The 24150-nt window shown below is 54.2% G+C and carries 22 protein-coding genes; 10 read left to right on the top strand and 12 right to left on the bottom strand.

The features are described 5' to 3' along the window. Positions 1-12: 12 nt before the first annotated feature. The 3 genes from J4E70_RS06215 to lptF are packed head-to-tail and all read right to left on the bottom strand — an operon-like array spanning position 13 to position 4339. Positions 13-2124 (bottom strand): LPS-assembly protein LptD, encoded by a 2112-nt coding sequence (locus J4E70_RS06215; RefSeq protein WP_213888230.1) that lies wholly within the window; start codon positions 2122-2124, stop codon positions 13-15. Then, the gene (lptG, locus tag J4E70_RS06210; protein WP_213888229.1) at positions 2124-3218 is read right to left on the bottom strand and encodes an LPS export ABC transporter permease LptG; all 1095 of its coding nucleotides are present in this window, start codon (positions 3216-3218) and stop codon (positions 2124-2126) included. The genes J4E70_RS06215 and lptG overlap by 1 nt, the downstream gene beginning before the upstream one ends. Further along, on the bottom strand, positions 3215-4339 hold the full coding sequence (lptF, locus tag J4E70_RS06205) for an LPS export ABC transporter permease LptF (RefSeq protein ID WP_213888228.1): 1125 nt from the start codon (positions 4337-4339) through the stop codon (positions 3215-3217). Before lptF ends, lptG begins: the two co-directional genes overlap by 4 nt. 124 nt (positions 4340-4463) lie before the next feature. Between lptF and J4E70_RS06200 the strand changes: the two genes are divergently transcribed. Both J4E70_RS06200 and J4E70_RS06195 read left to right on the top strand, forming a co-directional pair. Further along, positions 4464-5933 carry a leucyl aminopeptidase gene (locus J4E70_RS06200; RefSeq protein ID WP_213888227.1) on the top strand — a complete coding sequence of 490 codons (1470 nt, stop codon included), beginning with the start codon at positions 4464-4466 and terminating at the stop codon, positions 5931-5933. Next, positions 5933-6391 carry a DNA polymerase III subunit chi gene (locus J4E70_RS06195; RefSeq protein WP_213888226.1) on the top strand — a complete coding sequence of 153 codons (459 nt, stop codon included), beginning with the start codon at positions 5933-5935 and terminating at the stop codon, positions 6389-6391. The genes J4E70_RS06200 and J4E70_RS06195 overlap by 1 nt, the downstream gene beginning before the upstream one ends. On the opposite strand, the gene J4E70_RS06190 is transcribed toward J4E70_RS06195, so the two are convergent. Genes J4E70_RS06190 through J4E70_RS06180 form a run of 3 tightly spaced genes read right to left on the bottom strand, consistent with a single transcriptional unit; the run spans position 6388 to position 9468 of the window. Continuing rightward, positions 6388-6969 (bottom strand): retropepsin-like aspartic protease family protein, encoded by a 582-nt coding sequence (locus tag J4E70_RS06190; protein ID WP_213888225.1) that lies wholly within the window; start codon positions 6967-6969, stop codon positions 6388-6390. The two genes, J4E70_RS06195 and J4E70_RS06190, sit on opposite strands and share 4 nt — an antisense overlap. Positions 6970-7000: 31 nt before the next feature. Beyond that, positions 7001-7618, bottom strand: coding sequence for a MarC family protein (locus tag J4E70_RS06185; RefSeq protein WP_213888224.1), 618 nt, complete (start codon positions 7616-7618; stop codon positions 7001-7003). Positions 7619-7620: 2 nt separating this feature from the next. Then, a complete protein-coding gene (locus J4E70_RS06180; RefSeq protein WP_213888454.1) occupies positions 7621-9468 on the bottom strand; it encodes an ABC-F family ATP-binding cassette domain-containing protein in 1848 nt (615 codons plus the stop codon). A 130-nt stretch (positions 9469-9598) separates the two neighbouring features. Between J4E70_RS06180 and ndk the strand changes: the two genes are divergently transcribed. Beyond that, on the top strand, positions 9599-10021 hold the full coding sequence (ndk, locus tag J4E70_RS06175) for a nucleoside-diphosphate kinase (RefSeq protein ID WP_213888223.1): 423 nt from the start codon (positions 9599-9601) through the stop codon (positions 10019-10021). A gap of 220 nt (positions 10022-10241) precedes the next feature. On the opposite strand, the gene J4E70_RS06170 is transcribed toward ndk, so the two are convergent. Further along, positions 10242-11372, bottom strand: coding sequence for a CaiB/BaiF CoA transferase family protein (locus tag J4E70_RS06170; protein ID WP_213888222.1), 1131 nt, complete (start codon positions 11370-11372; stop codon positions 10242-10244). A gap of 217 nt (positions 11373-11589) precedes the next feature. On the opposite strand from J4E70_RS06170, the gene J4E70_RS06165 reads away from it, so the two are divergent. Beyond that, the gene (locus J4E70_RS06165) at positions 11590-12336 is read left to right on the top strand and encodes a class I SAM-dependent methyltransferase (RefSeq protein ID WP_343229447.1); all 747 of its coding nucleotides are present in this window, start codon (positions 11590-11592) and stop codon (positions 12334-12336) included. Between the two features lie 229 nt (positions 12337-12565). Here J4E70_RS06165 and J4E70_RS06160 read toward each other — a convergent pair whose 3' ends face one another. From J4E70_RS06160 to J4E70_RS06150, 3 genes are all read right to left on the bottom strand, one after another. Next, a complete protein-coding gene (locus tag J4E70_RS06160; protein WP_213888221.1) occupies positions 12566-12895 on the bottom strand; it encodes a TfoX/Sxy family protein in 330 nt (109 codons plus the stop codon). A gap of 43 nt (positions 12896-12938) precedes the next feature. Beyond that, positions 12939-13124, bottom strand: coding sequence for a hypothetical protein (locus J4E70_RS06155; RefSeq protein WP_213888220.1), 186 nt, complete (start codon positions 13122-13124; stop codon positions 12939-12941). Between the two features lie 190 nt (positions 13125-13314). Further along, positions 13315-14016 (bottom strand): histidine utilization transcriptional repressor HutC, encoded by a 702-nt coding sequence (locus tag J4E70_RS06150; RefSeq protein ID WP_213888219.1) that lies wholly within the window; start codon positions 14014-14016, stop codon positions 13315-13317. Positions 14017-14092: 76 nt separating this feature from the next. On the opposite strand from J4E70_RS06150, the gene J4E70_RS06145 reads away from it, so the two are divergent. Beyond that, the gene (locus J4E70_RS06145; RefSeq protein ID WP_213888218.1) at positions 14093-14647 is read left to right on the top strand and encodes a HutD/Ves family protein; all 555 of its coding nucleotides are present in this window, start codon (positions 14093-14095) and stop codon (positions 14645-14647) included. On the opposite strand, the gene J4E70_RS06140 is transcribed toward J4E70_RS06145, so the two are convergent. Then, positions 14644-16008, bottom strand: coding sequence for a formimidoylglutamate deiminase (locus J4E70_RS06140; RefSeq protein WP_213888217.1), 1365 nt, complete (start codon positions 16006-16008; stop codon positions 14644-14646). The two genes, J4E70_RS06145 and J4E70_RS06140, sit on opposite strands and share 4 nt — an antisense overlap. A gap of 81 nt (positions 16009-16089) precedes the next feature. Here J4E70_RS06140 and hutI point away from each other — a divergent pair, with 81 nt between their 5' ends. From hutI to hutU, 3 genes are read left to right on the top strand one after another with little or no spacing between them, the layout of a single operon-like run. Continuing rightward, positions 16090-17310, top strand: a complete 1221-nt coding sequence (gene hutI / locus J4E70_RS06135; protein WP_213888216.1) for an imidazolonepropionase — start codon at positions 16090-16092, stop codon at positions 17308-17310. Further along, positions 17297-18835, top strand: coding sequence for a histidine ammonia-lyase (gene hutH, locus J4E70_RS06130; RefSeq protein WP_246531641.1), 1539 nt, complete (start codon positions 17297-17299; stop codon positions 18833-18835). The genes hutI and hutH overlap by 14 nt, the downstream gene beginning before the upstream one ends. 11 nt (positions 18836-18846) lie before the next feature. Continuing rightward, complete coding sequence (gene hutU, locus J4E70_RS06125) at positions 18847-20526, top strand: urocanate hydratase (RefSeq protein WP_213888214.1); 1680 nt, start codon at positions 18847-18849, stop codon at positions 20524-20526. Here hutU and J4E70_RS06120 read toward each other — a convergent pair. Beyond that, positions 20523-21407, bottom strand: coding sequence for a LysR substrate-binding domain-containing protein (locus J4E70_RS06120; RefSeq protein WP_213888213.1), 885 nt, complete (start codon positions 21405-21407; stop codon positions 20523-20525). The genes hutU and J4E70_RS06120 overlap by 4 nt on opposite strands. A gap of 250 nt (positions 21408-21657) precedes the next feature. Here J4E70_RS06120 and J4E70_RS06115 point away from each other — a divergent pair, with 250 nt between their 5' ends. Both J4E70_RS06115 and phnA read left to right on the top strand, forming a co-directional pair. Further along, positions 21658-22866: a 2-aminoethylphosphonate--pyruvate transaminase gene (locus J4E70_RS06115; protein ID WP_246531640.1), complete on the top strand. Its 1209-nt coding sequence runs from the start codon at positions 21658-21660 to the stop codon at positions 22864-22866. 19 nt (positions 22867-22885) lie between these two features. Next, positions 22886-24130 carry a phosphonoacetate hydrolase gene (gene phnA, locus J4E70_RS06110; RefSeq protein WP_213888212.1) on the top strand — a complete coding sequence of 415 codons (1245 nt, stop codon included), beginning with the start codon at positions 22886-22888 and terminating at the stop codon, positions 24128-24130. The last annotated feature ends 20 nt before the right edge of the window (positions 24131-24150 follow it).

Genomic DNA, 24150 nt, shown 5'->3' with positions numbered 1-24150 from the left:
TTTGCTCTTTCCTTAACTGGTGCAGCTTCGGGCAAGATTGCGGTCACTGCCGCCAACCCCAAAACCACTGAGCGATATCGTCAGACCGAAGTCTGTTGCTGGGGTCACAATAGTCGAGGACGTAAAGCGACGCGAGAGGGAAAGATCAATCTTTACGCACTCGCTCTGGTATTCCAGGCCCACACCTGCTCGTGATGCCTGTTTTTCGACAAAATCGTAACGCCAATCGGTTTTCCCGGTCCAGCGATCATCGAAGCGGTAGGAAGAATCGAAAATCCATTCAGATGTACGCGGGCGGATTTCTGCGGGTGCTGCGGTTAACCAAACATAGGTCGAGGCAAGCGACAGCCGATCATTGCGCCAGGACACGCGGGTTTCGTTTCGCGTGAAATCAAAGGTGTCATCAAACAATGCCCTGTTTGTAAGAGACAGGTTGTTTTGCAGTTTGAGCTGTATCGCGGCCAACCAGTCAGAGGTGCTGCCTGTGAGGCCGGAGCCAGCCGTGAACTGCCCCAAATCCTCGGCCCGGAAGATGCGACCCGCCGTCAGCCCAAGGGACCAGCCTGAAGGGTCAAAGCGCGTCCATGACCCGCCAACATTTACGCGAAATCCCCGCTCGTAAGCATCTGTGCCGGGATAGCGGGTCAACGCAAACAGATTGCCTTCGTCAAATTCCAGCAATGTGCTGTCTTCGTTTGGTAAATTCGGAATGTTTTCATTCGTCCAGAGCAACTGCACCACAGGCTCAACGATGTGCGAAGCACCCTCGGGGCTGGTCATGGCCCACGGCCAGCGTAACTCTGAACCCAGTGTAATGGTATGAAACAAACCATCTTCTTCACCGGGCGCACCCTGTGAAACATCGTAGAAATCGAGGTTCGCTTCGGTTAGTACGGCTGCGACCATTCCGTTTCTCACAATCCAGTCCTTACGCCAGTCTAGGCCAGCACTGGCGCGTGTCACGTCCCGCCCAAGATTGCCCGGAATGCTCGAGCGGCGACTGTGGCTATGCGTTTGAAACCTGAGATCAGCATCGCCGCCGATGAAAGCAGGTTCAAACCTGCGTTGGTAGAATATGTCGGATACCAGAGATGGGATCGTACTGTTACTTTCAGTTGTTCGCAGCGTTTCATAGAAGACAAGCCCGGCACTAAAAAACTGGTCCCGCCGTGTGCGGGACAGTTCTATTGCGCTGTCCAGCCGGTCCGTATCAGAATAGCCATAGTCGAGCAGATAAGATGAATCGCTTGTGGTTTCGATATCAAAATTAAGCTTGTAATCACGCGGTAAGTTAAAGCTGCCTTCGCCAAATAGATACCAGCGGTCCTGGTCGCGCAAAATATCATCCCGCGAAAAAGCCCCTTCAAAGTCTATCGTTCCGGTTCTGAACGCCTGCCTGTAACGCAACTCAAGCGTTTTAGTGCTGGAGGAAAAATAGGGCGTTATCGTGATATCTTTGTCGTCGCCTATCGCGATGAAGTAAGGGATCTTAAGGCCAAACCCAAGTTGTGATGTAGATCTGAGCGACGGTGTGAGAAAACCGGTGGCACGTTCCAATGTCGGATCGGGCAACCTGAGGCGTGGTAGATACATTACCGGAATGTTCATTACGCGAAATTGCGCATTGTCAAAATAGAGCTGCCGTTCTTCCTGATCATGTATAATGCGTTCTGCACGAATTTGCCAAAGGGGAACCGGGTTGTTTGCACAAACCTGGCAGCTTGAAGCGACGGTTTTGTATAGCTGGGTATAGCGCCCGCCCACTCTGGTCATTTCGGCTGCGGCGAGTTGCAATTGCTGGTCAAGCACCATTCGCGCACCGCGCATAACACCGTTTCTTAAGTCAGCGTCAAGGCTGGCGCTGTCTGCAAGAACGATAATCGAATCCCCTTCGATCAGCGTGACGGGTCCCTCTATTTCAAGATGCTCTCCGGCTCTGTCATAGGTGATGCGACGTGCCTTAAGGTGAGACCCCCGAAAAAAGATCTCGACATTGCCTTCCGCGACGATCGTTGAACTTCCGAGAATTTGCAGGTTGTCGGCAATAAGGCTCGCTGCGTCCTGAGCCCGAGCGGACACAGGCAACACCAGAAGGGCAAATAAAATACAGAGAACGCGCGACATCAGCCATCCTCCAGATGCAATAAAAGCGCCAGAGACAAACATATTGCCGCAACGGGTGGGCTCCAGGCGGCGACAATTCCGGGTATTTGTCCGCTTTCACCCAGAACCTGGGCGAAGTTTCGGATGAAAAACAAGGTAAACCCAGACAGGATAGCACCTAACACCATCGTCCCCGTGTGGCCAAAGCGCGTGTGGCGCAGGGTAAAACAAGCTCCTACCATGACCATCGCAACAAGCAGTAGGGGAAGCGCAAGCTCCATTTGGAGCCAAACCTTGTGCCTGCTTGCCGAAAATCCGGCCCGGTCAAGGCTTTCTATGAAAGCTGGTAAATCCCAGATCGGGATCGTGTCAGGCGTTCCAAAGCTGTCGCGAATTTGGTCGCGTGTCAGTTCGGACGGAAGGTTCAGGTTTTCATGGAAAATTGCGTCGCGTTCCGGATTGTCACTGTTGTGTAGCCGCCATTCTTTGGCGTCGATCAGTTCCCACGCGCCAGAGGTAAGCGAGGCCGTGCGGGCCTCAATCCGACGAATTGCTGTGCCATCATTCGAGAATGTCATGAAGGTCGTGTCCAGCAGCCGCGTTCCGTCCAGATTCGCATGCGAAGCACGTATCACCGTCTGGCCCTCGGAGCCGCCCTGGCGCAACCACAAACCTTCCTGCGAAATCGAAAGGACTGCCTCGTTGTTTGTGTATCGGTTGACGCGGGCCTCATATTCTTTTGTTGTCGCGGCAACGATAGGGTTGAGCGCGGCAACCGCCAGCACCCCGATCAGAAGGGCCACCAGAACTGGTGGCACCAGCGCCCGAAGGGCTGATCTGCCGGCAGCGCGTGTAACAACCATTTCGCTGCTTCGGGCCAACCCAAGAAACAGAGTCAAAGTAGCCAGAATTACAATTAGCGGTAAAATCTGGTAGATCGACTGGGGCACATTCAGGGCTGACAGTGAAACGATCTCAGTGAAACCGATGACTTCGCTATCAAATTTCCGAAGTTGTTCGACCATATCAAGCAAAAACATGATGATCGCAAAAATTGCGAAAATGCTGGCAAAAGCACTTAAAAAACGCCGCGCAAAATAAAGATGCAAAGTCATGCAGTCACCTTGCGTCGTCGCTTGAAGAGCATCGGTTTGCTGGAAATCCAGAGCATTAGATAAGAGATCAAGATTCCGGTTAGGACAGAAACGTAAACCAAGAACCAATAGTTTTCGTTATTTTGCGCGATTTCGTTCAAGGCGTTGTCTAAGGTTTTTATAAAGATCAATAATACGATAGCGCCGACGATTTGTCGCCAAAATCCAAATCGGTTAAAGCCACCAAGCATCAAACAGGAGAAGCCAACAAGCGCCGTGACAATCGCAAGAAGAGGTTGGGCAAATCTGAAATGTGCTTCGTATAAAAAATGTGCGCGTCTTATCCCGATGCTTTCCAGGAATTCGTCGGACGCGTTTAAAAGCTGATACGTCGACAAGAGCTCCGGGTTGCTTGATGTCGTTGATTTTTCCTCAATCAAAGATCCAATGTCATATGCGAAATCCGCAAAACTCGTCGTTGCTAAACGCTGGCTGTCAGGTGTGAAATTTTGTGCAAGACCGTCAAACATCAAAAGTTTTGGCCCGGACGGATCACGCACCAACAAGGCGCGTTTTGCAGTATAGGTTACGGGAGAGTCTGCGTTGCGGACATCAGATAGGAAAATGTGACGCAATTCCCCGGCCGGGCTGATCTCACGGATATAAAACGTGATGCCGTCGGCGGGGTGCAAAAACATGCCTTCCTTCAAAAACCGTGCCGTGACGTTTTGCGAAATCTCGGCACGTCTTTCGTGCAAGGCCCGAAGCGACGAGGGAACAAGAAAATGCATGAGAACAGACATCATGAGCGCAACGACGATACCGAAGAACAACACAGGACGCGCGAGGCGATACCCGCTGTAACCGGAGGATTGCATAACAACCAATTCACTTTCCGTCGAAAGGCGGTTTGTTACGTAGACCGAGGCAGCAAAAGCGGAAATAGGCAAAACAACCCGAACCACGCGCGGCAGCGTGAGCGCGGTGAACTCTAAAAACACCGTTGCGGACTGTCCGTCAGCAATAAGTTGGTCAAACAAAACAACGGCGCGGTTAATCCAGTAGACCATCACAAGAACAAGCGAAAAAAAACCGAAAAGCACCATCAATTGCGACAGCATGTATCTGTCGAATCTGGCCAATCTCATCCCCCTTAGTCCCGTTTCAGCGCAACCTAGCGGATTTGGCTGGCGGGGAAAACTGCTATCTGGTCAATAATGCAACCAGCGACTAGGTATAGCAAAACCCTGCTTACGGAGACCATACATGACAACCCCTGCTGTGATCCATTTTAAAGATGTAGACTTGGACGTAATTTCCGATTGGAAAGGCCGCATTGCGGTATTTCTTGGCGCTGACGGTCGCATGGATCAGACGGCGCGGCGGGTGAATCGCCTGACAAAGGGTGCACTGCAACGGATGGTTGAAAACCCGGGCTTCGCTAAAATGAAGGCCGGGGACAATCGTGAACTTGCGTTTCCTGCAGGGTTAGCTGCAGAAGCTGTTATTGTAACGCGTCTTGACCGTCGCCCAACGGTCGAGGATGCACGCAAAGCCGGATCAGCGATTGCCAAATCCAAAGGCAAAAACCCCTTGTTGGTTCTGGCGGGTAACCTTGCCAAATCCGCTGAACTTTCGCTTGGCCTTGCGCTACGGGGGTACGATTTTTCTGACCATAAATCGGATGAAGAAGAAAAAAACGGCGACATAACAATCATGCTGTCCAAACCCGAGGAGGTTGCAGCAGAGTCCGCGCCGAAGGCGGCCGTTGCGGAGGGTGTGTTTTTCACTCGTGATCTGGTAAATGAACCCGCTAACGTTCTGACAACAGATGATTTTGCAGCGCGTCTAGCCGCGATGCAGGAATTGGGGCTCGACGTTGAGATTCTGGAAGAAGACGCGCTTGAAAAACTTGGGATGCGCACCCTGCTTTCTGTCGGACAAGGAAGTGAAAGCCCGACAAAAGTTGTGGTCATGCAATGGAACGGCGGCAAAAAAGGTGACGCGCCTTTTGCTTTGGTCGGGAAGGGCGTTGTTTTTGATACTGGTGGCATTTCCCTGAAACCGGGCGCTGGCATGGAAGACATGACTATGGACATGGGCGGTGCAGGCGTCGTGTCTGGTGTGATGCGCACCTTGGCGCTGCGCAAAGCCAAGGCAAATGTCGTTGGTCTTGTCGGGCTGGTTGAAAATATGCCCGACGGCAAAGCAACACGCCCCGGCGATGTTGTGAAGTCAATGAAGGGCGACACTGTTGAAATCATCAACACGGACGCTGAAGGGCGTTTGGTTCTGGCAGATGTCCTCTGGTACGCGCAGGAACGGTTTAAGCCATCAGGGATGATTGATCTTGCAACACTGACGGGTGCGATCATCATCGGCCTAGGGCACGAAAATGCGGGTGTATTTTCCAATGATGACGCGCTGTGCAACGCGTTTCTGAAAGCAGCTAAAGCTGAAGGCGAAGGCGCATGGCGCATGCCACTGGGCAAAGCCTATGACAAACAGATCAAATCGCGGATTGCCGATATGAAAAACGTTGGCGGGAGGCCTGCGGGTTCGATCACTGCGGCGCAGTTCCTGCAAAGGTTCGTGAAGGAAGACATGCCCTGGATTCACCTTGATATTGCAGGGGTCGCAAGTGTTGCGGCGGAAACCAGTTTTGCACCCAAAGGCGCGACAGGCTGGGGGGTCATGTCACTTGACCGTATGATCCACGACATGTTTGAGCGCTGATGGGCGCTGCGTTCTTTTACCACTTAACCGAAAGTCCGCTTGAACATACTCTGGCCATGCTCTTGGGCAAGGCAGATCAGGCGGGCTGGCGGTGCGCTGTTCTTGGGTGTTCAGCAGAGCGAATGATCTGGCTTGATCAGCGTCTCTGGCTTGGCGCGGGCGATGCGTTTCTCGCGCATGGTCTTGCGGGTGGAACATACGATGCAGATCAGCCTATCTTGTTGACAACAAATGATGATTTTCAGAATGGCGCAAGCTGTCTCATGTCAGTCGATGGGGCCGATGTAGAGCCAGAGGTAGTGACTGCGATGGAACGGGTCTGCATTCTGTTCGACGGTAACGACACGGACGCAGTTGATAAGGCTCGGGCACAGTGGAAAACCCTGACAGATGCCGGATGCAGCGCCCAGTACTGGGCGCAGGATAACGGTAGCTGGACGAAAAAGGCAGAACGCTAGCGGGTTAAGACCAGTTTGCCATTGGCAATTTCGATACGCTCAAAACGGTTGAGATAGGACATCCCAAGAAGCGAGCTATCCATATCCGCCTCGTTCACGTAGGCGGGGATGTTATCTTCAATGATCGGTCCCAAAAGAACGTTGTCCAGTTTCACGCGGGCGGTTCGTACCGTTCCATTTGCGGTTTCGGCTTGCCCCAAATACGCGAGCGTTTCAGGGTTGATTCCAATTCGGCGCGCGTCATCCGGTGACAAGACGATGTAAGTTGCGCCAGTGTCCACCGTAAATCGAACCGGCTGCCCCTTGATTTGAAGCGTGAGGTAAAAGTGACCGTCAGGGGACCTTGGAACTTCAATAGTTGCCCCTTCATTGATGTAACTTTGCTGCGGCAGGATATCGTCGCGGATATCGCCCCAAAGACCTACTGCTGCGACGACACCGATAAATATCAGCCCCCAGATTGTCGCGTGCTGGGCTGTTTTTCCCAAAGAATTGCGGTTTGACGCTATGAACCAACCAACAACGGCCGTTCCCAGAAGGACAAGATAAATGATTTGCGCAAGTGAATCGCCCGGCATGTTGGTTCCTTTCAAATCCTATATAGGAACCTCAGCCCGCAATGACACCAACAGACCGCAATCCGTCGATCACAAATTGTACCGAAAGTGCGGCCAACAGCATGCCCAACAAACGTGTAACAACGTTGATGCCGGTTTCTCCTAGCAAACGCTCCAGCAGACCGGCAGCTAAAAAGAACATCAAAACGACAGTGATTACCGCAATCATTACCAGATGAATGGCAAGGATACCGCTCCATTCACCACCGGCCTGTCCTGTCAGCAAAATCATTGACGCAATTGCGCCAGGGCCACTGATCAAAGGGGTAGCAAGGGGAAAGACCGATGGGTCGTTGGCACGAGAGGCCTGCCCACGCCGCCGCTGCGTGCGCCGTTCAAACAACATATCAAGGGCGGTAAGAAACAAGAGGATACCGCCAGCAATCCGGAAAGCAGATAGCGAAATTCCGGCAAATCCAAGAACCGCTTCGCCAAACAATCCAAACAGGGTCAATAGACCGACAGAGATTAAGCAGGCGCGTAACGCTATGGCACGGCGTTCAGCCGTTGTCATCCCTTGCGTCAATGCAACAAACAAAGGAGCAAGACCAATAGGGTCTATCACCACAATCAGCGTTATGAAAGCCGTAAGGAGTGCTGCAACTTCCACGTCTAAGTCTCTGCTTTTTCTAGCTTACTTTGCGCTTTTAGCCACAAATTTTCGGCGCGTTCCTGTGCGTCCCGCACCTCTGCGTATTTCTTTTGCCAGACGGCCGATTCAGCGATTCGCTCGGGTTCATAGATCGCTGGATCTGCGAGTTTCTTTGCCAGTTTTTCACCCATCTCGTTTAGTTTTTCCAGCCGTTCCTCGCATTTACGCACCTCGGCGCGCAAGGATTGCAACGTATCGCGTGATGCTTTTACCGGTGCGGGCTTTGCTTTTGCGGGTTTGGTTGGCGTGTCGCGCGACAATAGCATCTTGCGATAAGACGGAAGATCGTCATCGTAAGGTTTGACTGTGCCGCCTTTGACGAGCCAAAGCCTGTCTGCAACGAGGCTAAGAAGATGCATGTCGTGACTGACGAGGATCACCGCACCTGAATAAGCCGTCAGCGCGTTCACCAGCGCTTCGCGGCTTTCGATATCAAGGTGGTTGGTCGGCTCATCGAGAATCAGCAGATGTGGCGCGGGAAGGGTGGCAAGCAAGAGTGACAGCCGTGCCTTTTGTCCCCCGGACAAGCGGCCCACGGGTGTTTCAGCCTGATCAGCGCCCAATCCAAAACTTGCAAGGCGTGCCCGTATCTTTGCCTGCCCTTCATTGGGGCGTTCGCGCACGAGGTGCTGAATTGGCGTTTCGTCGATGTATAATTCCTCGACCTGGTGTTGCGCGAAAAAGCCGACGCGCAACTTGTTGGACGTCGTCATTCGCCCGCCCATTGGTTTAAGTCTGTTCGATAACAACTTGGCAAGAGTGGATTTTCCCTCTCCATTCTTACCAAGTAAAGCGATCCGATCGTCCTGATCAATGCGTAAATCCATGTTCCGCAGAACGACTGTATCGCCATAGCCGACCGATACGCCTTCGGTCGAAATGATGGGTGGTGAAAGCTCTTCCGGCTCTGGAAAGCTGAAAACCGTGCGCGCCTGATCTTCAGGCGCTGTGATCGGCTGCATTTTCTCGAGCATTTTAACGCGCGACTGAGCTTGTTTTGCTTTTGAGGCTTTGGCCTTGAAACGGTCAACGAAGCTTTGCAAATGGGCGCGACGCAGGTCTTGCTTTTTGGCCTGCGCGGCCTGAACCGCGCGTTGCTCGGCGCGCTGGCGGGCAAACTGGTCATAGGGGCCGGAATAATAGGTCAGTGTCTTGTTTTCGAGATGCAGGATCGCGCCAACAGCACGGTTCAGCAACTCTCGGTCGTGGCTGATGATCAGAACAGTATGCGGGTATTTCGACAGGTAGTTTTCAAGCCAAAGCGCGCCTTCAAGGTCCAGATAGTTGGTTGGCTCGTCAAGCAGCAGATAGTCGGGCGCAGAAAACAGCACAGCTGCAAGGGCCACACGCATCCGCCAACCGCCGGAATAGGCGGAACATGGTTTTTGCTGGTCTGCGTGGTCAAACCCAAGCCCGCGCAAAATGGCGCCTGCACGCGCCTCGGCCGACCATGCATCAATATCGGCCAGTCGGGTCTGTACCTCGGCAATGCGGGACGGGTCAGTTGCTGTCTCGGCTTCTTCCAAAAGATTGGCGCGTTCCGTATCAGCAGCCAGCACCGTATCGATCAGTGAAACCTCGTTTGAGGGTACCTCTTGCGCAACACCGCCTATGCGCGCGCGAGCCGGCATTGTGACTGTGCCTCCTTCAAGCGGTATTTCACCGCGGATCAATTTGAACAGCGTGGTTTTCCCAGCGCCATTGCGGCCGATCAGGCCAACCTTGTGGCCTGTGGGAATCGTCGCAAAAGCACCCTCAAACAGAGGGCGGCCTTCAACGGAATAGTTCAGATCAGTAATACGCAACATGCGCGCGGTGTGCATCAACCGCGCCTTGGCGTCAATCACAGCTTTTCAAGCGTTCCTACGCGTGTTAGCAGGGCCGCAAATTTCACAGCTGGGCAGGGGCCGGGCTGACAGCAAGCAAAGAGAGACTGACATGGCGATCCAACGCACCTTTTCGATCATCAAACCCGATGCAACCAAACGCAACCTGACCGGTGCCATCGCCGCGAAATTCGAGGCCGCAGGCCTGCGTATCGTGGCGTCCAAACGCATCCACCTGACCAAAGCGCAGGCTGGCGTGTTTTATGAAGTTCACAAAGAGCGCCCGTTCTACGATGAACTTTGCGAATTCATGAGCTCTGAGCCGATCGTTGTTCAGGTTCTCGAAGGCGAAGACGCAATCGCGAAAAACCGCGAAGTCATGGGCGCAACAAACCCGGCAGAAGCGGCTGATGGCACGATCCGCAAGGAATACGCGCTGTCTATCGGCGAAAACTCGGTCCACGGCTCGGACGCGCCGGAAACCGCGGCTGTTGAAATCGCTTACTTCTTCTCGGGCCTTGAACTCGTCGGCTAATAGAACTCAGAACTTAAGATTGAGCGGGTCGCCAGATTGGGCGGCCCGTTTTTATTTTGAGCCCGGCCGCCTCGTGGGGGCGGCTCGGCTCTGTCCGTGCGGCGCACGGGTTTGCTTACGTTAGACACCTATATCAGCACCCGTTCGGTACGTCGTGGTCCCAAGTCTGACCTGTGAGTTTTACGAACGTTCATCAGTGGTGTTGGTGAGCGGAGTACGCTCAAGATTTCTTCTGCGAGACCTCTGCGAATTCCGACGCAAGCTCAGCCATGATTTCAGCGGAGTGCTGACCACGATCTGGAACGGGCGGGGGTGATGATACTGGCCAACCTGAAAAACGCGGGGCCGCCACCGCCTGCAAACCATCCTCAGTTTCATGCCATGTCTGGCGCGCGTGATTGTGCGGAGTCCAAAAGGATTCTTCAGGTGAAAGAACGGGTGCCACGCAGGCGTCTGTTTCTTGGAACAACGCTTCCCAATAGTGCAAAGGGTGTTCTGCAAACCGCGCTGAAAGCTGGTCAGCCAGCCGGGGCCACGCCGCTGGAGTAAACTGATTGGCTAGAAAATCCGCGTCGTCTTCCAGCCCCATCCGCTCCAGAAAAGTCAGGTAGAACTTTGGTTCGAGACATTGGACACTCACGAACCGATCATCGGCGCAGCGATAGGTGCGTGACCAGTGGGCGCCGACTAAAGGGTTTGATCGGGCAGGAGGCCCGCCTGCAGTTGACCCGTCTACGGAAAGCAACAGGTTTTGCAAATGGGCCGCCCCGTCAAAGATCGCGGCATCCACAACCGTGCCACTGCCACTGCGCTCAGCAGCCAGAAACCCGGCCAGCATGCCGGTTACGAGATAGAGCGCCCCACCGCCGATATCGCCAAGAAGGGTTGGCGGAACAGACGGGCGTTCGTGTGGTAATGCCGCCGACCAGAGCGCCCCGGCAAGGGCCAAATAATTCAGGTCATGCCCGGCGAGGGGGGCTTGTGGCCCATCCTGACCCCAACCGGTCATCCGACCGTAGACAAGCCGGGGATTGACCTTTTGGCACTCTTTAGGGCCAAGGCCCAGTCGCTCCATAACACCCGGTCGAAAACCCTCGATCAGTCCATCGGCGCGCGCCGCAAGGCGCAGGAAGGTTTCCCGGTCCGCCTCCGACTTCAGATCGAGCAGGATCGAGCGTTTGCCGCGATCGGTGAGAGGCTTGTCTTTCAGGCCAGGCAATGGCCCGGTACGCGGTCGATGCACGACAATCACATCAGCGCCGAGATCCGCGAGCATCATAGCGGCGAAGGGGCCGGGTCCGATCGCTTCAACTTCAAGAATACGGATCCCGTTCAATGGACCATTCGACATGCCAGCTTCCTTCAAGAACCGGAGATTCATAGCCGCATATAACACGCAACCGAGGGTGTTGCGGTATCAAAACAGGATGCAGGGCCGCAGTGCAACCTCTGTGGCGCACTCGGTTGTTTAAGTCTGGCACATGAATCGCAGAAGGTCTGTGCATGTGTTGCGTCGATCGGTTGAAGCCCGGCCAAAGCGAACAGGGTCCTGACAGAAACGACTCCGCGTGGTACTGGGCGATATGAATGCCACCTATGACAAAATCGGCCTGAACTACTCTGATCTGCGAAAGCCCGACACCCGGATTGAACAGGTGATCGGAAAGGCCTTGGGGCCTGCGAAAACCATCTTGAATGTCGGGGCTGGTGCGGGGTCATACGAGCCTGCGGACAGGCAGGTGACTGCGATCGAGCCTTCGAAGGAAATGATAAGGCAGCGTCCCGTATCGGCGGCTACGGTTATTCAGGGCTATGCAGAAGACCTACCGTTTGACGAAAATTCCTTTGATGCGTCGATGGCGATCCTGACGGTTCACCATTGGCTGGACAAAGAGAAGGGCCTTAGGGAAATGCGCCGGGTGACGCGAGGCAAGATCGTTATTCTTACATTTGATCCTTCGTTTCGTGGGTTTTGGCTTGCAGATTACATCCCGGAACTCGTGACGCTGGACGAGGGGCAAATGCCGAGAATGGCTGAATACGAGCAGTCGCTCGGGCCAGTAGGGATTTCACCCGTTCCAATTCCGCATGATTGTACAGATGGTTTCCTGAGCGCCTATTGGCGGCGGCCCGCAGCCTATCTTGACCCCAAAGTTAGGGCAGCTATGTCGCCATTTTGGGCGATGGGCGACGTTTCGGAGGCATTAGGAAGACTTGAGGCTGATCTGGAAAGCGGTGCATGGGAGCAGCGTTACTCACGACTGATCGACCTTGATGATTGTGACTGTGGTTATCGGCTCGTCACGACCACGTAAGGCGCTATAAGATTGGGATTTACAGCGTAGCTGAGCCCGAACCAAGGAAAGGGCGAGAAGCGCCCACCCCGTGGGGCCGGTTGGGGCGGTGCCCGCCCGTGAGGGCACGGGCATTGGGGCGTGAGCATTGATCTTTCTAAAATAATTCAGGCGGATCGGAAGTTGCAGTTTCTCACTTCTTGATTCAGTTAAGGAATGGGCAGACATGGTGTAAGAGCAAGTCCTATTTTTACCTTCGCTCAACAACGCCAATCGCATCCAGCGCTGTCTCAAGGTCTGACAGCCCCTTGTCAAAACTCTCTGCCTTTATTTTGTCAAAACGTTTGCGCAGTGCTTCCTTCTCGCGTCCCTTACAGTCGTTCCAGGGGCGGTTCTGAAGCGCCATGACAAGCACGTAGTAGCCAATGAAATGCGGGCGGGTTCCGGATTTCAGCAGGCGGCTATAGGTTTCATCGGCGCCAAGCGCGCGCAGCATTTCAGCAGAGTCGATTCCGGCGCGCGCACAGGCGGTTTCCATGGCGGGGCCAAGGTTTCGGATACTGGAAACAGGCGTTTTCATAAGCGCAGAGCTTACATGCCCCAACACCGGGTGCAACGTCGTTTCAGATACTGGCCCAATCCGTGATCCGGATGGTTTTCACCGGGGTATCCGCTTTTCGCTCAGCCGCTGATTCATGCGGCGTTTGCGAGGAAGTCGGAACATTGGCCGGGGTTGATGGCGAATATCCTGTTTCCGGTGAATTTGGGGGGGTGTTCGATTGCGTCTCTGGCGGTTGAACCTGTGCCATTGACCTGTACCTTTCCCAGCATTTTTTGCGCTGGTATCTGCCTCGGTTTTATTTTGAGCAACTCATTGCGTGGCTGCCGTATGCCAAGTGGTGGCAGGTCTCAATCTGCTTGTCGCGGTAAATTTGCGCCAAATATTCAGGTGATGAATTTTTGCCACAGCCAGAGGCGCGGAAGCGGCAAGCGCGCGCTTTAGAACCGCGTTGTCATCCGATAACCACGACCAAAAAACATACGTGCAAACGTAATAGGGCGGGTTTTAAGCCAGGTGATGCGTTCTGCGGTAAACACGGGCTCCCCAACCGGTAGGGCCAGCAGATCTGCGTTGCTTTCGTTTGCTGCTGTTGCAGAAAAGCTGATTTCCGCTTCAGTAAAGGGAACTTGGTTCACCAGCCATTCATTCGGGCTTAAGGTTTCAAAATCAGAACAATCAATGTCAGGAACCGTTGCTTTATTGATCCAGCGATCTTCAAACTGAAAGGGGGCGTTGTCCGCGTAGTGCATGCATTGCAAGTGCAACACCTTATCGTCGGGTCCAAGCCCTAACCGTGCGCGCAGCCAGTCAGGTGTAGGGGGGCTTTCGCAGCTCACAAGCGCGTAACGGTAAGCAGCCCCCGAAGCTTCGATTTCGACCCGTACCAAAGGAATTTCAAATTTCGCCTGGCGAATGGGGTTTGCATTTACCCGGGTTCCGGTTTTACGCCTGCGGTCAATGAAGCCTTCGTCAGCCAGCTCTCGCATCGCGCGGTTTACTGTGGCGCGGGCGCAGCCAAACTCATGCGACAGTTCAACTTCGCCCGGCATGATTGCGCCGGGGGCCCAGACGCGGTCACGGATACGCGCAAGAATCTGGGCTTTGATATCGCGGAAACTGACTTTGTCGCTCAATGACATGAAACGCTATTTCCTTATTATGTATGCGCATATATACATTATGTGCAGCAAAATAAAAGTTAACAGAAATGACAAGATGATGCGGATCGTTTCTTCAGACCAGTTTCGTACCTCGCGCTGGAAGAATGGCGGTGGTCTCACTCATGAGATCGAGAAGGAAGAAGACTCTCTTGGGCTCGTCTGGCGGCTGAGCGTTGCCGAGGTCGCCTCGGATGGGCCGTTTTCCAGTTTTCCGGGCCTCACGCGGATTTTGACGGTCATTGACGGGGCCGGGCTAGACCTTGTCCATGCGGATGGCACAATCAATGCTTTGCCATTAACACCGGTGCGGTTTTCTGGTGCATTGCCGGTAGAGGGGCGGCTTATCGGGGGAAAAATATTAAATTTCAATGCTATATTTGATGAAGCTAAGGTCAGGATTTCCGTTGCTGTTCTACGATCTAGCGATGACTTTCCATCTGATTTCGAAGCTTGTGGTCAATTTGTACTCTATTGCATTGCTGGTGAAATGCAGATCGAAGGCCAGTGCGTTGCGCCGGGCGATGCTGCCTTTTTCGACACTAATCCAAACCGTGCAATAATTTCCGAAAACGCCTGTGCATTGCTCGTGATGCTTCAAAAGCGCAGCTAACCTTGTGCAAGCAAGACTGTAATCGCCTTGCGATACCGCGATACGATATCATCTCTGCCGATATGCTGCCCTTGCCGAACCATGTGGCGGCCCGCTGACCATAGGTCGGTTACAACTGCGTCGCTGGCGGCAAAGGCAAGCCCGTCAAAAATTTGCGCATCAGTCAAGGTGCACAGGGCGGGGGCGTCACTGTCTAGTGCCAGCAAATCAGCCAATCGCCCCTCTGCAATCACACCCGCATTGCGGCCAAGCGCCTGCGCCCCGCCACGTGCAGCGCCAAGATAAAGCGTTTCGCCAACGCTGCCTTCACCAACGACAAGAACGTTCCGCGCAAGATCTCGCAGGCGTTGAGAGTATTCCAGCGTTCGTAGTTCTTCCGTCAGTGAAATTCGTACATTTGAGTCTGATCCGAGCCCAAACGCCCCGCCGGCATTCAGGTAGGTGACACCGTTAAAAGGGCCGTCGCCCAAGTTGGATTCAGTGATGGGGCACAATCCCGCAACAGCACCCGACTTTGCCATGTTTGAAGTCTCAGTTTCAGTCATATGGGTTGCATGGATCAGGCACCAGCGATCATCCACTGGCGCGTTTTTCAGAAGCCATTCAACCGGGCGCGCACCAAGCCAGCCCTCTATTTCTTCAACTTCTTTGGGCTGTTCGGAAATATGGATATGAACCGGGCCATCCTTGTGGGCCGCAATAACTTGTGTCAGGTCTTCGGGCGAAGTCGCGCGGAGCGAATGCGGGGCAATGCCAACTCTGGCATCTGCCGGAAGGCCCACGAGGGCGCGTTGGGCCTCTTCTACGAGACGATTGAAGCGTTCCACATCATTGCCAAACCGTAGCTGGCCACCAGAAAGCGGTTTTTTCCCAGCGCCACCGTAAGAATAGAAAACCGGCAGATGGGTGAGGCCAATACCTGTTTGGTTTGCTGCTGTAAAAATGCGCTTCGAAAGCTCTGCAAGATCATCATATGGAGTGCCGCCGGGTTGGTGGTGAACATAGTGAAACTCCCCGACAGAGGCATATCCCGCCTCTTGCATCTCCATGAATACAAGCGCTGCGATATCTTCGATCTGATCAGGTGTCAGCCGATCCAAAAAGCGATACATCAGGTCTCGCCAGGTCCAGAAACTGTCCCGTCCTGCGGCGCGGAATTCAGTCATCCCGGCCATGGCGCGCTGAAAGCTGTGACTGTGCAGATTGGCAAGCGCAGGGAGCAACGTTTTGACGACAATATCGTTCGGTGACTGAACAGCATCTTTTTCGATCGTCTCGATTGACTGGTCGGACAGCGTGAGCCTGACATTCTGGGCCCAGCCCTGTCCAAGATACGCGCGTTGAGCGAAAATTGCAGTCATAGCTTTTTCCATTTGTCTAGACATAAAAGATATAGACGTATACATAAATCAAAAGCAATCCCTGAATCGCTCGAGAATCGCATGACTGATCGTCCGACACTGCTGATCAATACCACCATCGCAACGATGATAGCTGCGGATGTGCCGTATGGCTTGATAGAAGATGCTGCCATTGTCATGGAGCAGGAAAAAATCGTTTGGGTCGGTGCGCGCGCCGACCTGCCACCGCAATATGGCCTCTCCGAAACACATGATCTTGAAGGCCGCCTGGTAACGCCAGCGTTGATCGACTGCCACACACATCTGGTGTCCGGTGGGAACCGCGCACGTGAATTTGAAATGCGTCTGGAAGGGGCAAGCTACGAGGAAATTGCCCGTGCGGGTGGCGGAATTGTCTCAACAGTTAAGGCGACGCGTACGACGAGCGAGGATGACCTGCTCTCTGATGCCCTAAGGCGTGTTGATGCGCTTATCGCGGAAGGTGTTGCGGTTATTGAAATCAAGTCAGGCTACGGGCTTGATCAAGACACAGAGCTTAAGATGTTGCGTGTTGCACGCCGCATTGCAGATGAACGCCCGATGTCCGTGCATACGACATTTCTGGGCGCACACGCGGTTCCACCAGAATTCAAGGGCAGGGCAGACGCCTACATCGACGATGTCTGCATTCCGGCCCTGAAAGCCGCGCACGCTCAAGGTTTGGTTGATGCCGTCGATGGGTTTTGCGAAGGCATAGCCTTTGACACAACTCAGATTGCGCGGGTTTTTGATGTGGCTAAAGAACTGGGATTGCCCGTCAAACTTCACGCAGAGCAACTTTCAAACCTAGGTGGCGCAAAGCTGGCGGCGTCTTACGGCGCGCTGTCCGCAGACCATATCGAGTATCTGGATCAAGATGGCGTTGCCGCCATGGCCAGTGCCGGGACCGTCGCGGTGATATTGCCAGGCGCTTTTTACACCCTGCGGGAAACGCAAGTGCCACCCATTGATCTATTGCGCAAGCACAACATCCCAATGGCGCTGGCGACGGATGCGAACCCCGGATCTTCGCCGCTTACATCGTTGTTGTTGACGATGAACATGGCCTGCACGTTGTTCCGCCTGACACCTGAGGAAGCACTGGCTGGCGCAACGCGCAACGCAGCCTTGGCGCTTGGTCTGGATCAACAGGGCACACTTACGCCGGGCTCGCGTGCCGACTTTGCTGTCTGGGATGTTATACACCCTGCAGAGCTTGCCTACCGGATCGGGTTCAACCCGCTTCACACCCGTATTTTCGGAGGAAAAATTGAAGACGCTTAAGTTAACGCCCGGGGCTGTCACGCTTGCGCAGCTTGGCACGATTTATTGGCAAGAGGCCAGTGTCGTGCTTGATCCATCCTGTCGCGATGTCGTCGAACATGCCGCGCATGCGATCGCTGCCGCTGCGGCAGGAGACGAGCCGGTTTATGGCGTGAACACGGGGTTCGGCAAACTTGCCAGCATGAAAATTGAAAAAGCAGACACGGCGACGCTGCAACGCAATTTGATCCTCAGCCATTGCTGTGGCGTGGGAGAGCCGATTTCACGTCGCCACACGCGCTTGATGATGGCTTTGAAGCTGATGTCACTTGGGCGCGGCGCGTCCGGTGTGCGCTGGTCGCTGATCGAACTGTTGCAGGACATGCTGGCGAAGGGCGTGACGCCTGTTATTCCGGCTCAGGGTTCTGTCGGGGCATCGGGTGATTTAGCCCCACTTGCTCATATGACGGCTGTCGTTATTGGCGAGGGTGTCGCGGAATATCAGGGCGAAACGATGCCGGGGGCCAAGGCGCTTGCAAAAGCCGGGTTAAGCCCAATTGCACTTGGTCCAAAAGAAGGCTTGGCCTTTATTAACGGAACGCAGTTTTCAACAGCTTTTGCGCTGTCGGGGTTGTTTGAGGCATGGCGCGCGGCGGGGTCTGCGCTGATCACCTCGTCAATTTCGACCGATGCGATCATGGGCTCTACCGCACCATTGCAGCCTGAAATCCATGCCCTGCGTGGGCACAGGGGCCAGATCATTGCGGCTGAAACGATGCGCGCCTTGCTGGCCGACTCTGAAATCCGGGAAAGCCACCGCGAAGGCGACACCCGTGTGCAGGACCCTTACTGTATTCGCTGTCAGCCACAGGTGACTGGTGCCGCGATGGATGTTTTGCGTCAGGCCGCTGTCACGCTTGAGATTGAGGCGAATGCAGCGACGGACAACCCCCTTGTTCTGTCACAAGCCAGGTTGATCGTTTCCGGTGGCAACTTCCATGCAGAACCCGTTGGTTTTGCGGCAGATATGATTGCGCTGGCGGTTTCTGAAATTGGTGCAATTGCACAGAGGCGCATTGCGTTGATGGTGGACCCGACACTTAGTCATGATCTGCCGCCGTTCCTGACGCCCGATCCGGGGTTGAATTCCGGTTTCATGATTGCCGAGGTTACGACAGCGGCGCTTATGAGCGAAAATAAACATCTGGCGAACCCCTGTGTAACAGACAGCACGCCGACCAGTGCAAATCAGGAAGACCATGTTTCCATGGCGGCCCATGGTGCGCGGCGCTTGATGCGGATGGTTAAGAACCTGAATGCGATCCTGGGGGTAGAGCTGCTTTGCGGCGCACAAGGTGTTGAGTTCCGTGCACCGCTTAAGACCTCTGCACCATTGCAGACAGTGATCGACCGGCTTCGCCAGGACAGCGCAGCGCTGGCAGAGGATCGCTACCTTGCCCCTGATCTTGAAATCGCAGCGTCCCTCGTTGCGGATGGCACAATCATCGTGGCAGCCGGGCTGGATTTGCCCGAACTGAACGCTTGAAGGAGAACAACATGCTCGACCGCAAGAACACCCGTGACATCTATCCGCCAACAGGGACCGAGATCACCGCAAAAAGCTGGCTGACCGAGGCACCGATGCGGATGCTGATGAACAACCTGCACCCGGATGTTGCCGAAAACCCGCATGAACTCGTGGTCTACGGTGGCATCGGCCGCGCCGCCCGAAGCTGGGGTGATTTCGACCGGATCATTGCCACTCTGAAGGATCTGGAAGCCGATGAAACTTTGGTCGTTCAATCAGGCCGTCCCGTCGCCGTTGTTAAAACCCACCCTGACGCGCCACGTGTGTTGATTGCGAACTCGAACCTCGTTCCGCATTGGGCGAACTGGGATCATTTCAATGAGCTCGATAAAAAGGGCCTTATGATGTACGGCCAGATGACCGCAGGGTCGTGGATATACATCGGCTCGCAAGGCATCGTTCAGGGCACATATGAAACTTTTGCCGAAGCCGGGCGCCAGCACTATGGCGGCGATTTGACGGGCAAATGGATATTGACGGGTGGTCTGGGCGGCATGGGCGGAGCACAGCCCTTGGCCGCCGTGATGGCAGGGGCCTGCTGTCTGGCTGTGGAATGTAATCCGGACAGCATAGATTTTCGTCTGCGTACAAAATATGTGGACGAAAAGACCGATAGTCTGGATGAAGCGCTTGAAATGATTGACCGCTGGACAAAAGCGGGCGAGGCCAAATCTGTTGGCCTACTTGGCAATGCCGCCGATGTGTTCCCCGAACTTTACAAAAGAGGTGTTCGGCCCGACATCGTAACCGACCAGACCAGCGCACATGACCCGATCAACGGCTACCTGCCACAGGGCTGGACCATGGGCCAGTGGATCGAAAAACGCGAAAGCGACCCAAAAGCGGTTGAGAAAGCTGCGCGCGCGTCCATGCGGGTCCAGGTCGAAGCGATGGTGAGCTTCCACAATGATGGTGTGCCAACGGTCGACTATGGTAACAACATCCGCCAGATGGCGCTGGAAGAAGGGCTTGAGACAGCTTTTTCCTTTCCCGGCTTTGTGCCTGCCTATATTCGCCCGCTGTTTTGCCGGGGCGTTGGGCCGTTCCGCTGGGTGGCCCTGTCTGGCGACCCCGAGGACATCTACAAGACCGATCAAAAAGTCAAAGAGCTGATGCCGGATGACGCGCATTTGCATAACTGGCTGGATATGGCGCGGGACCGGATTGCATTTCAGGGTTTGCCAGCGCGCATTTGCTGGGTTGGTCTTGGCGACAGACATCGCCTTGGTCTGGCATTTAACGAGATGGTAAAGACCGGAGAGTTGAGCGCACCTGTTGTTATTGGCCGCGATCATCTGGACAGCGGATCAGTTGCATCACCCAACCGCGAAACGGAATCGATGAAAGATGGCTCTGACGCTGTCTCGGACTGGCCGCTTCTGAACGCTTTGGTGAATACCGCTTCAGGTGCAACATGGGTCAGCTTGCACCACGGGGGAGGTGTTGGCATGGGTTTTAGCCAGCATGCAGGCGTGGTGATTTGTGCGGATGGAACGGACGAGGCTGCAAAACGGCTGGAACGTGTCCTGTGGAATGATCCGGCCAGCGGTGTTTGGCGCCACGCGGATGCAGGGTACGAAGACGCAATTGACTGTGCCCGCGAGAAGGGGCTGAGGTTGCCGACAATCTTGGGGAACTTGAAGCCTTAAGTCGTGATACCATCGTCAGCGGCGGTTTGTTGGACCATGGCTGTGAAAGCTTTGATCAGCTTGCCGCCATTGCGTTCCCTGAGGCAGACCACCGATTCTTCCATCAGGATCGGGCTACCTTTGATCTGGATCGGAACAAGCCTGTCGTCATGGCTGAATTCCTTCTCTGAGACAAAGCCGATGCCGGCGCCCGATGCGACGATTTCCTGAACTGCCTCGCGCCCCTCTGCTTCTATCGCGGCAACAAGTTTCACACTGTTTTTTGATGCGGCAGCTTCCAGCTTTTGGCGTGTCTTTGATCCGGTCTCTCTCAGAACGAGCGGCATTGCAGAGAGTTGGCCGAGTGTTAAAGATTTATGGCTGGAAAGTGGGTTGGAATTTGCGGTGAAGGCAATGATCCGGCTTTCCCCCAATGAAACAACATCGATTTCAGAGTTTCTGGGCGCGGCCCCCAAAACGCCAATGTCGGACTGATAAGCATAGAGCGATTCAATCACATCTTCCGAATTGCCGGTTTTGATTTCGATTTTGATCAGCGGGAATTTTTCCCGGAATTTCGCGATCGTTGCGAGGACGTGACTGGCTGAATCAACAATTATTCTGAGCGTGCCAGAACTGAACGCCCTATTTTCTGACAAAAGTTCGCGCGCCTGGGCCTCGTTTTCAAACATCCTTTTCGTGATCTCAAGAAGACGCTCACCCTGTTCGGTAACAGTGATTTGTTTCTTTTTCCTGTTAAAAAGCAGGATGTCGTATTCCTCTTCCAGTTTGCGCACCTGATCCGAGATAGCCGGTTGCGTCAGAAACAGGGCGTCCGCCGCGCGGGAGAACCCGCCGTGGATGGCGACGTGGTGAAAGGCCCGTAGCTGAACATACCGCATGTCTTTTCCTGACATTTGAAAAATTAATACATTTCTTCGATATATCGATTTTATCGTGGTTGTATGCAATGAAATTTTATATTGGCGAACTTGATATGCGGTGATTTTGCTGTTTTCGGAAACTGGCAATTCTGGCTTGAAACTTTCAAAGTAAAATCGATGTGACAATCTAAAATAACGATTTTACAAATATACGCTCTCGTTTCAATGTGCCGCTAACGCGGACGTTTATGCGAGAAGGATCTGGTCAATGTCCAAACCTCAGAGTCAAAATGAAATGAACGCCGGGAGGCTGGAATCCCCAAGGTTGGGCGAACCATTCTTGCTGACGCCAGGGCCCCTTACAACATCTTATGCTGTCAAAGAGGCAATGTTGCGCGACTGGGGGTCTTGGGACGGTGAGTTCCGCGCTATGACCGTCGAGTTGCGCGAGGGCTTGCTGGCGCTTACAGGCGATACCGAGGGTGTTCTGGACTGTGTTCCGATGCAGGGCAGTGGTTCTTTCGCGGTTGAGGCGATGATTGGGTCATTTGTTCCTAAATCCGGAAAGGTTCTTGTCTTGGCCAACGGGGCCTACGGCAAACGGGCTGCGGAAACTGTTAAGTATTTAGAACGTGGATTGAGCTTTGTTGACAAGGGCGACTACATGCCGCCACGCGGTGACGAGGTCGCGGCAATTCTCGCAACTGACCCGGATATCACGCATGTGCTTGCCATTCACTGTGAAACAAGCTCTGGCATCCTGAATCCGGTCAAAGAGATTTCGGACGCGGTAGAGGCAGCTGGTCGTAAGTTACTAGTCGACAGTATGAGCGCCTTTGGCGCGGTTGACCTTGATATCAACGAGGTGCGCTATGAGGCGATGGTTTCCTCGGCAAACAAATGCATCGAAGGTGTGCCGGGCTTTGGTTTTATCATTGCCTGTAAGGATTCGCTTGAGGCTGCGAAAGGCAACAGTCATTCACTCAGCCTCGATGTGCATGCACAATGGGCGCATATGAACAAGACCGGCCAATGGCGTTTTACGCCACCGACGCATGTTGTAGCGGCCTTTCTGGTTGCGCTTCGCGCGCACAAAGAAGAGGGCGGGGTTGCTGCACGCGGTGCAAGATACACCCGAAACCGCGACGTTGTGGTTGCAGGTATGCGCGACCTTGGCTTTGAGACACTGCTGAAAGACCGTTGGTTGTCGCCAATCATCGTGACGTTCTTTTGCCCGGCAGACGAACGGTTTGAATTCACCCGGTTCTATGAACTGATGAAGGACAAAGGGTTCATCATTTACCCCGGCAAGCTTACTGTCGTTGACAGCTTTCGTATCGGATGTATCGGGCAGATGGATGAACACGTCATGCGAAATGTTGTGCGCGCTGCGAAAGAAGCCCTTGTCGAAATGGGCGTGGCAGATGCCTCGCCCCCCGAAATAGCCCTGATTGAACGCGCCAAGCTGGCCGCCTGAATTTCTAAGAGGAATAAAAATGACAATTCAAACCCCGGTTGTTGCAAACGAGCGCGTTTACGCGACTCCGAAGACCTGCGCCATTGCAATTTGCCTTGATGGCTGTGAACCGGCCTATCTTGATGAGGCAATCAAGGCGGGGCTGATGCCGCATCTTGCACGGATCAAGGAAACCGGAACGGTGCGGCTGGCGCATTCGGTGATCCCGTCATTCACAAACCCGAACAACCTTTCGATCGCGACGGGTCGCCCACCGGCAGTGCACGGGATTTGCGGTAACTTCCTCTATGACACGGAAACCGGGGAAGAGGTGATGATGAACGACGTGCGCTTCCTGCGCGCGCCAACGGTCTTCAAGCAATTTTATGATGCGGGCGCCAAGGTGGCGGTCGTCACGGCAAAGGACAAGCTGCGTGCGCTATTGGGCGCCGGGCTTGAATTCGACCAGGACCGGGCGATCTGTTTCTCAGCTGAAAAATCTGACGTCGCAACAGCAGCAGAACACGGTATTGACAACGCGAGCGCCTGGCTCGGGATGTCGGTGCCAGAGGTTTACTCTGCAGGTCTGTCCGAATTCGTTTTTGCGGCCGGTGTGAAGCTTCTGGAAGAATGGAAGCCGGATGTCATGTATCTGACCACCACTGATTTTGTGCAGCACAAATATGCACCGGGCGTGAAAGAGGCGAACGACTTTTACGAGATGTTCGACAAATATCTCGGTCAGCTTGACGCGCTGGGCGCCGCGATCGTCATTACCGGGGATCACGGCATGAAGCCAAAGCATCATGCGGATGGCTCGCCTAATGTGATCTATGTGCAGGACGTGCTTGACGAATGGTTGGGCGAAGCGGCGGCGCGGGTGATCTTACCGATCACCGACCCCTATGTGGTGCACCACGGAGCACTTGGGTCTTTTGCAACGGCGTATTTGCCGGAAGGGGCTGATCGCCAGGATATCATCGACCGTCTGGCAAAGATCGCCGGGATCGAAACAGTCCTTGGCCGTGAAGAGGCCTGTGCGCGCTTTGAACTGCCTGCCGACAGGATCGGAGATATCGTTCTGACATCGGGTGCGGATATTGCCATCGGCACGTCTGAGCACAGGCATGATTTGGCAGCGCTAAAGGAACCATTGCGTAGCCATGGTGGGCTTCAGGAACAACGAGTGCCGTTCATCGTGAATCGCAAGATCGATCTGGGGAACGCGCCCGAATTGCGCAATTTTGATGCGTTCTTTTATGCCACAATGGCCGCTGCGCAGTAATTCAGGGTTCAGGGAGAATA

Source organism: Pseudohalocynthiibacter aestuariivivens (genome assembly GCF_018457175.1).
GTDB lineage: Bacteria > Pseudomonadota > Alphaproteobacteria > Rhodobacterales > Rhodobacteraceae > Pseudohalocynthiibacter > Pseudohalocynthiibacter aestuariivivens.
This window is presented reverse-complemented; position numbering and strand designations above follow the sequence as displayed.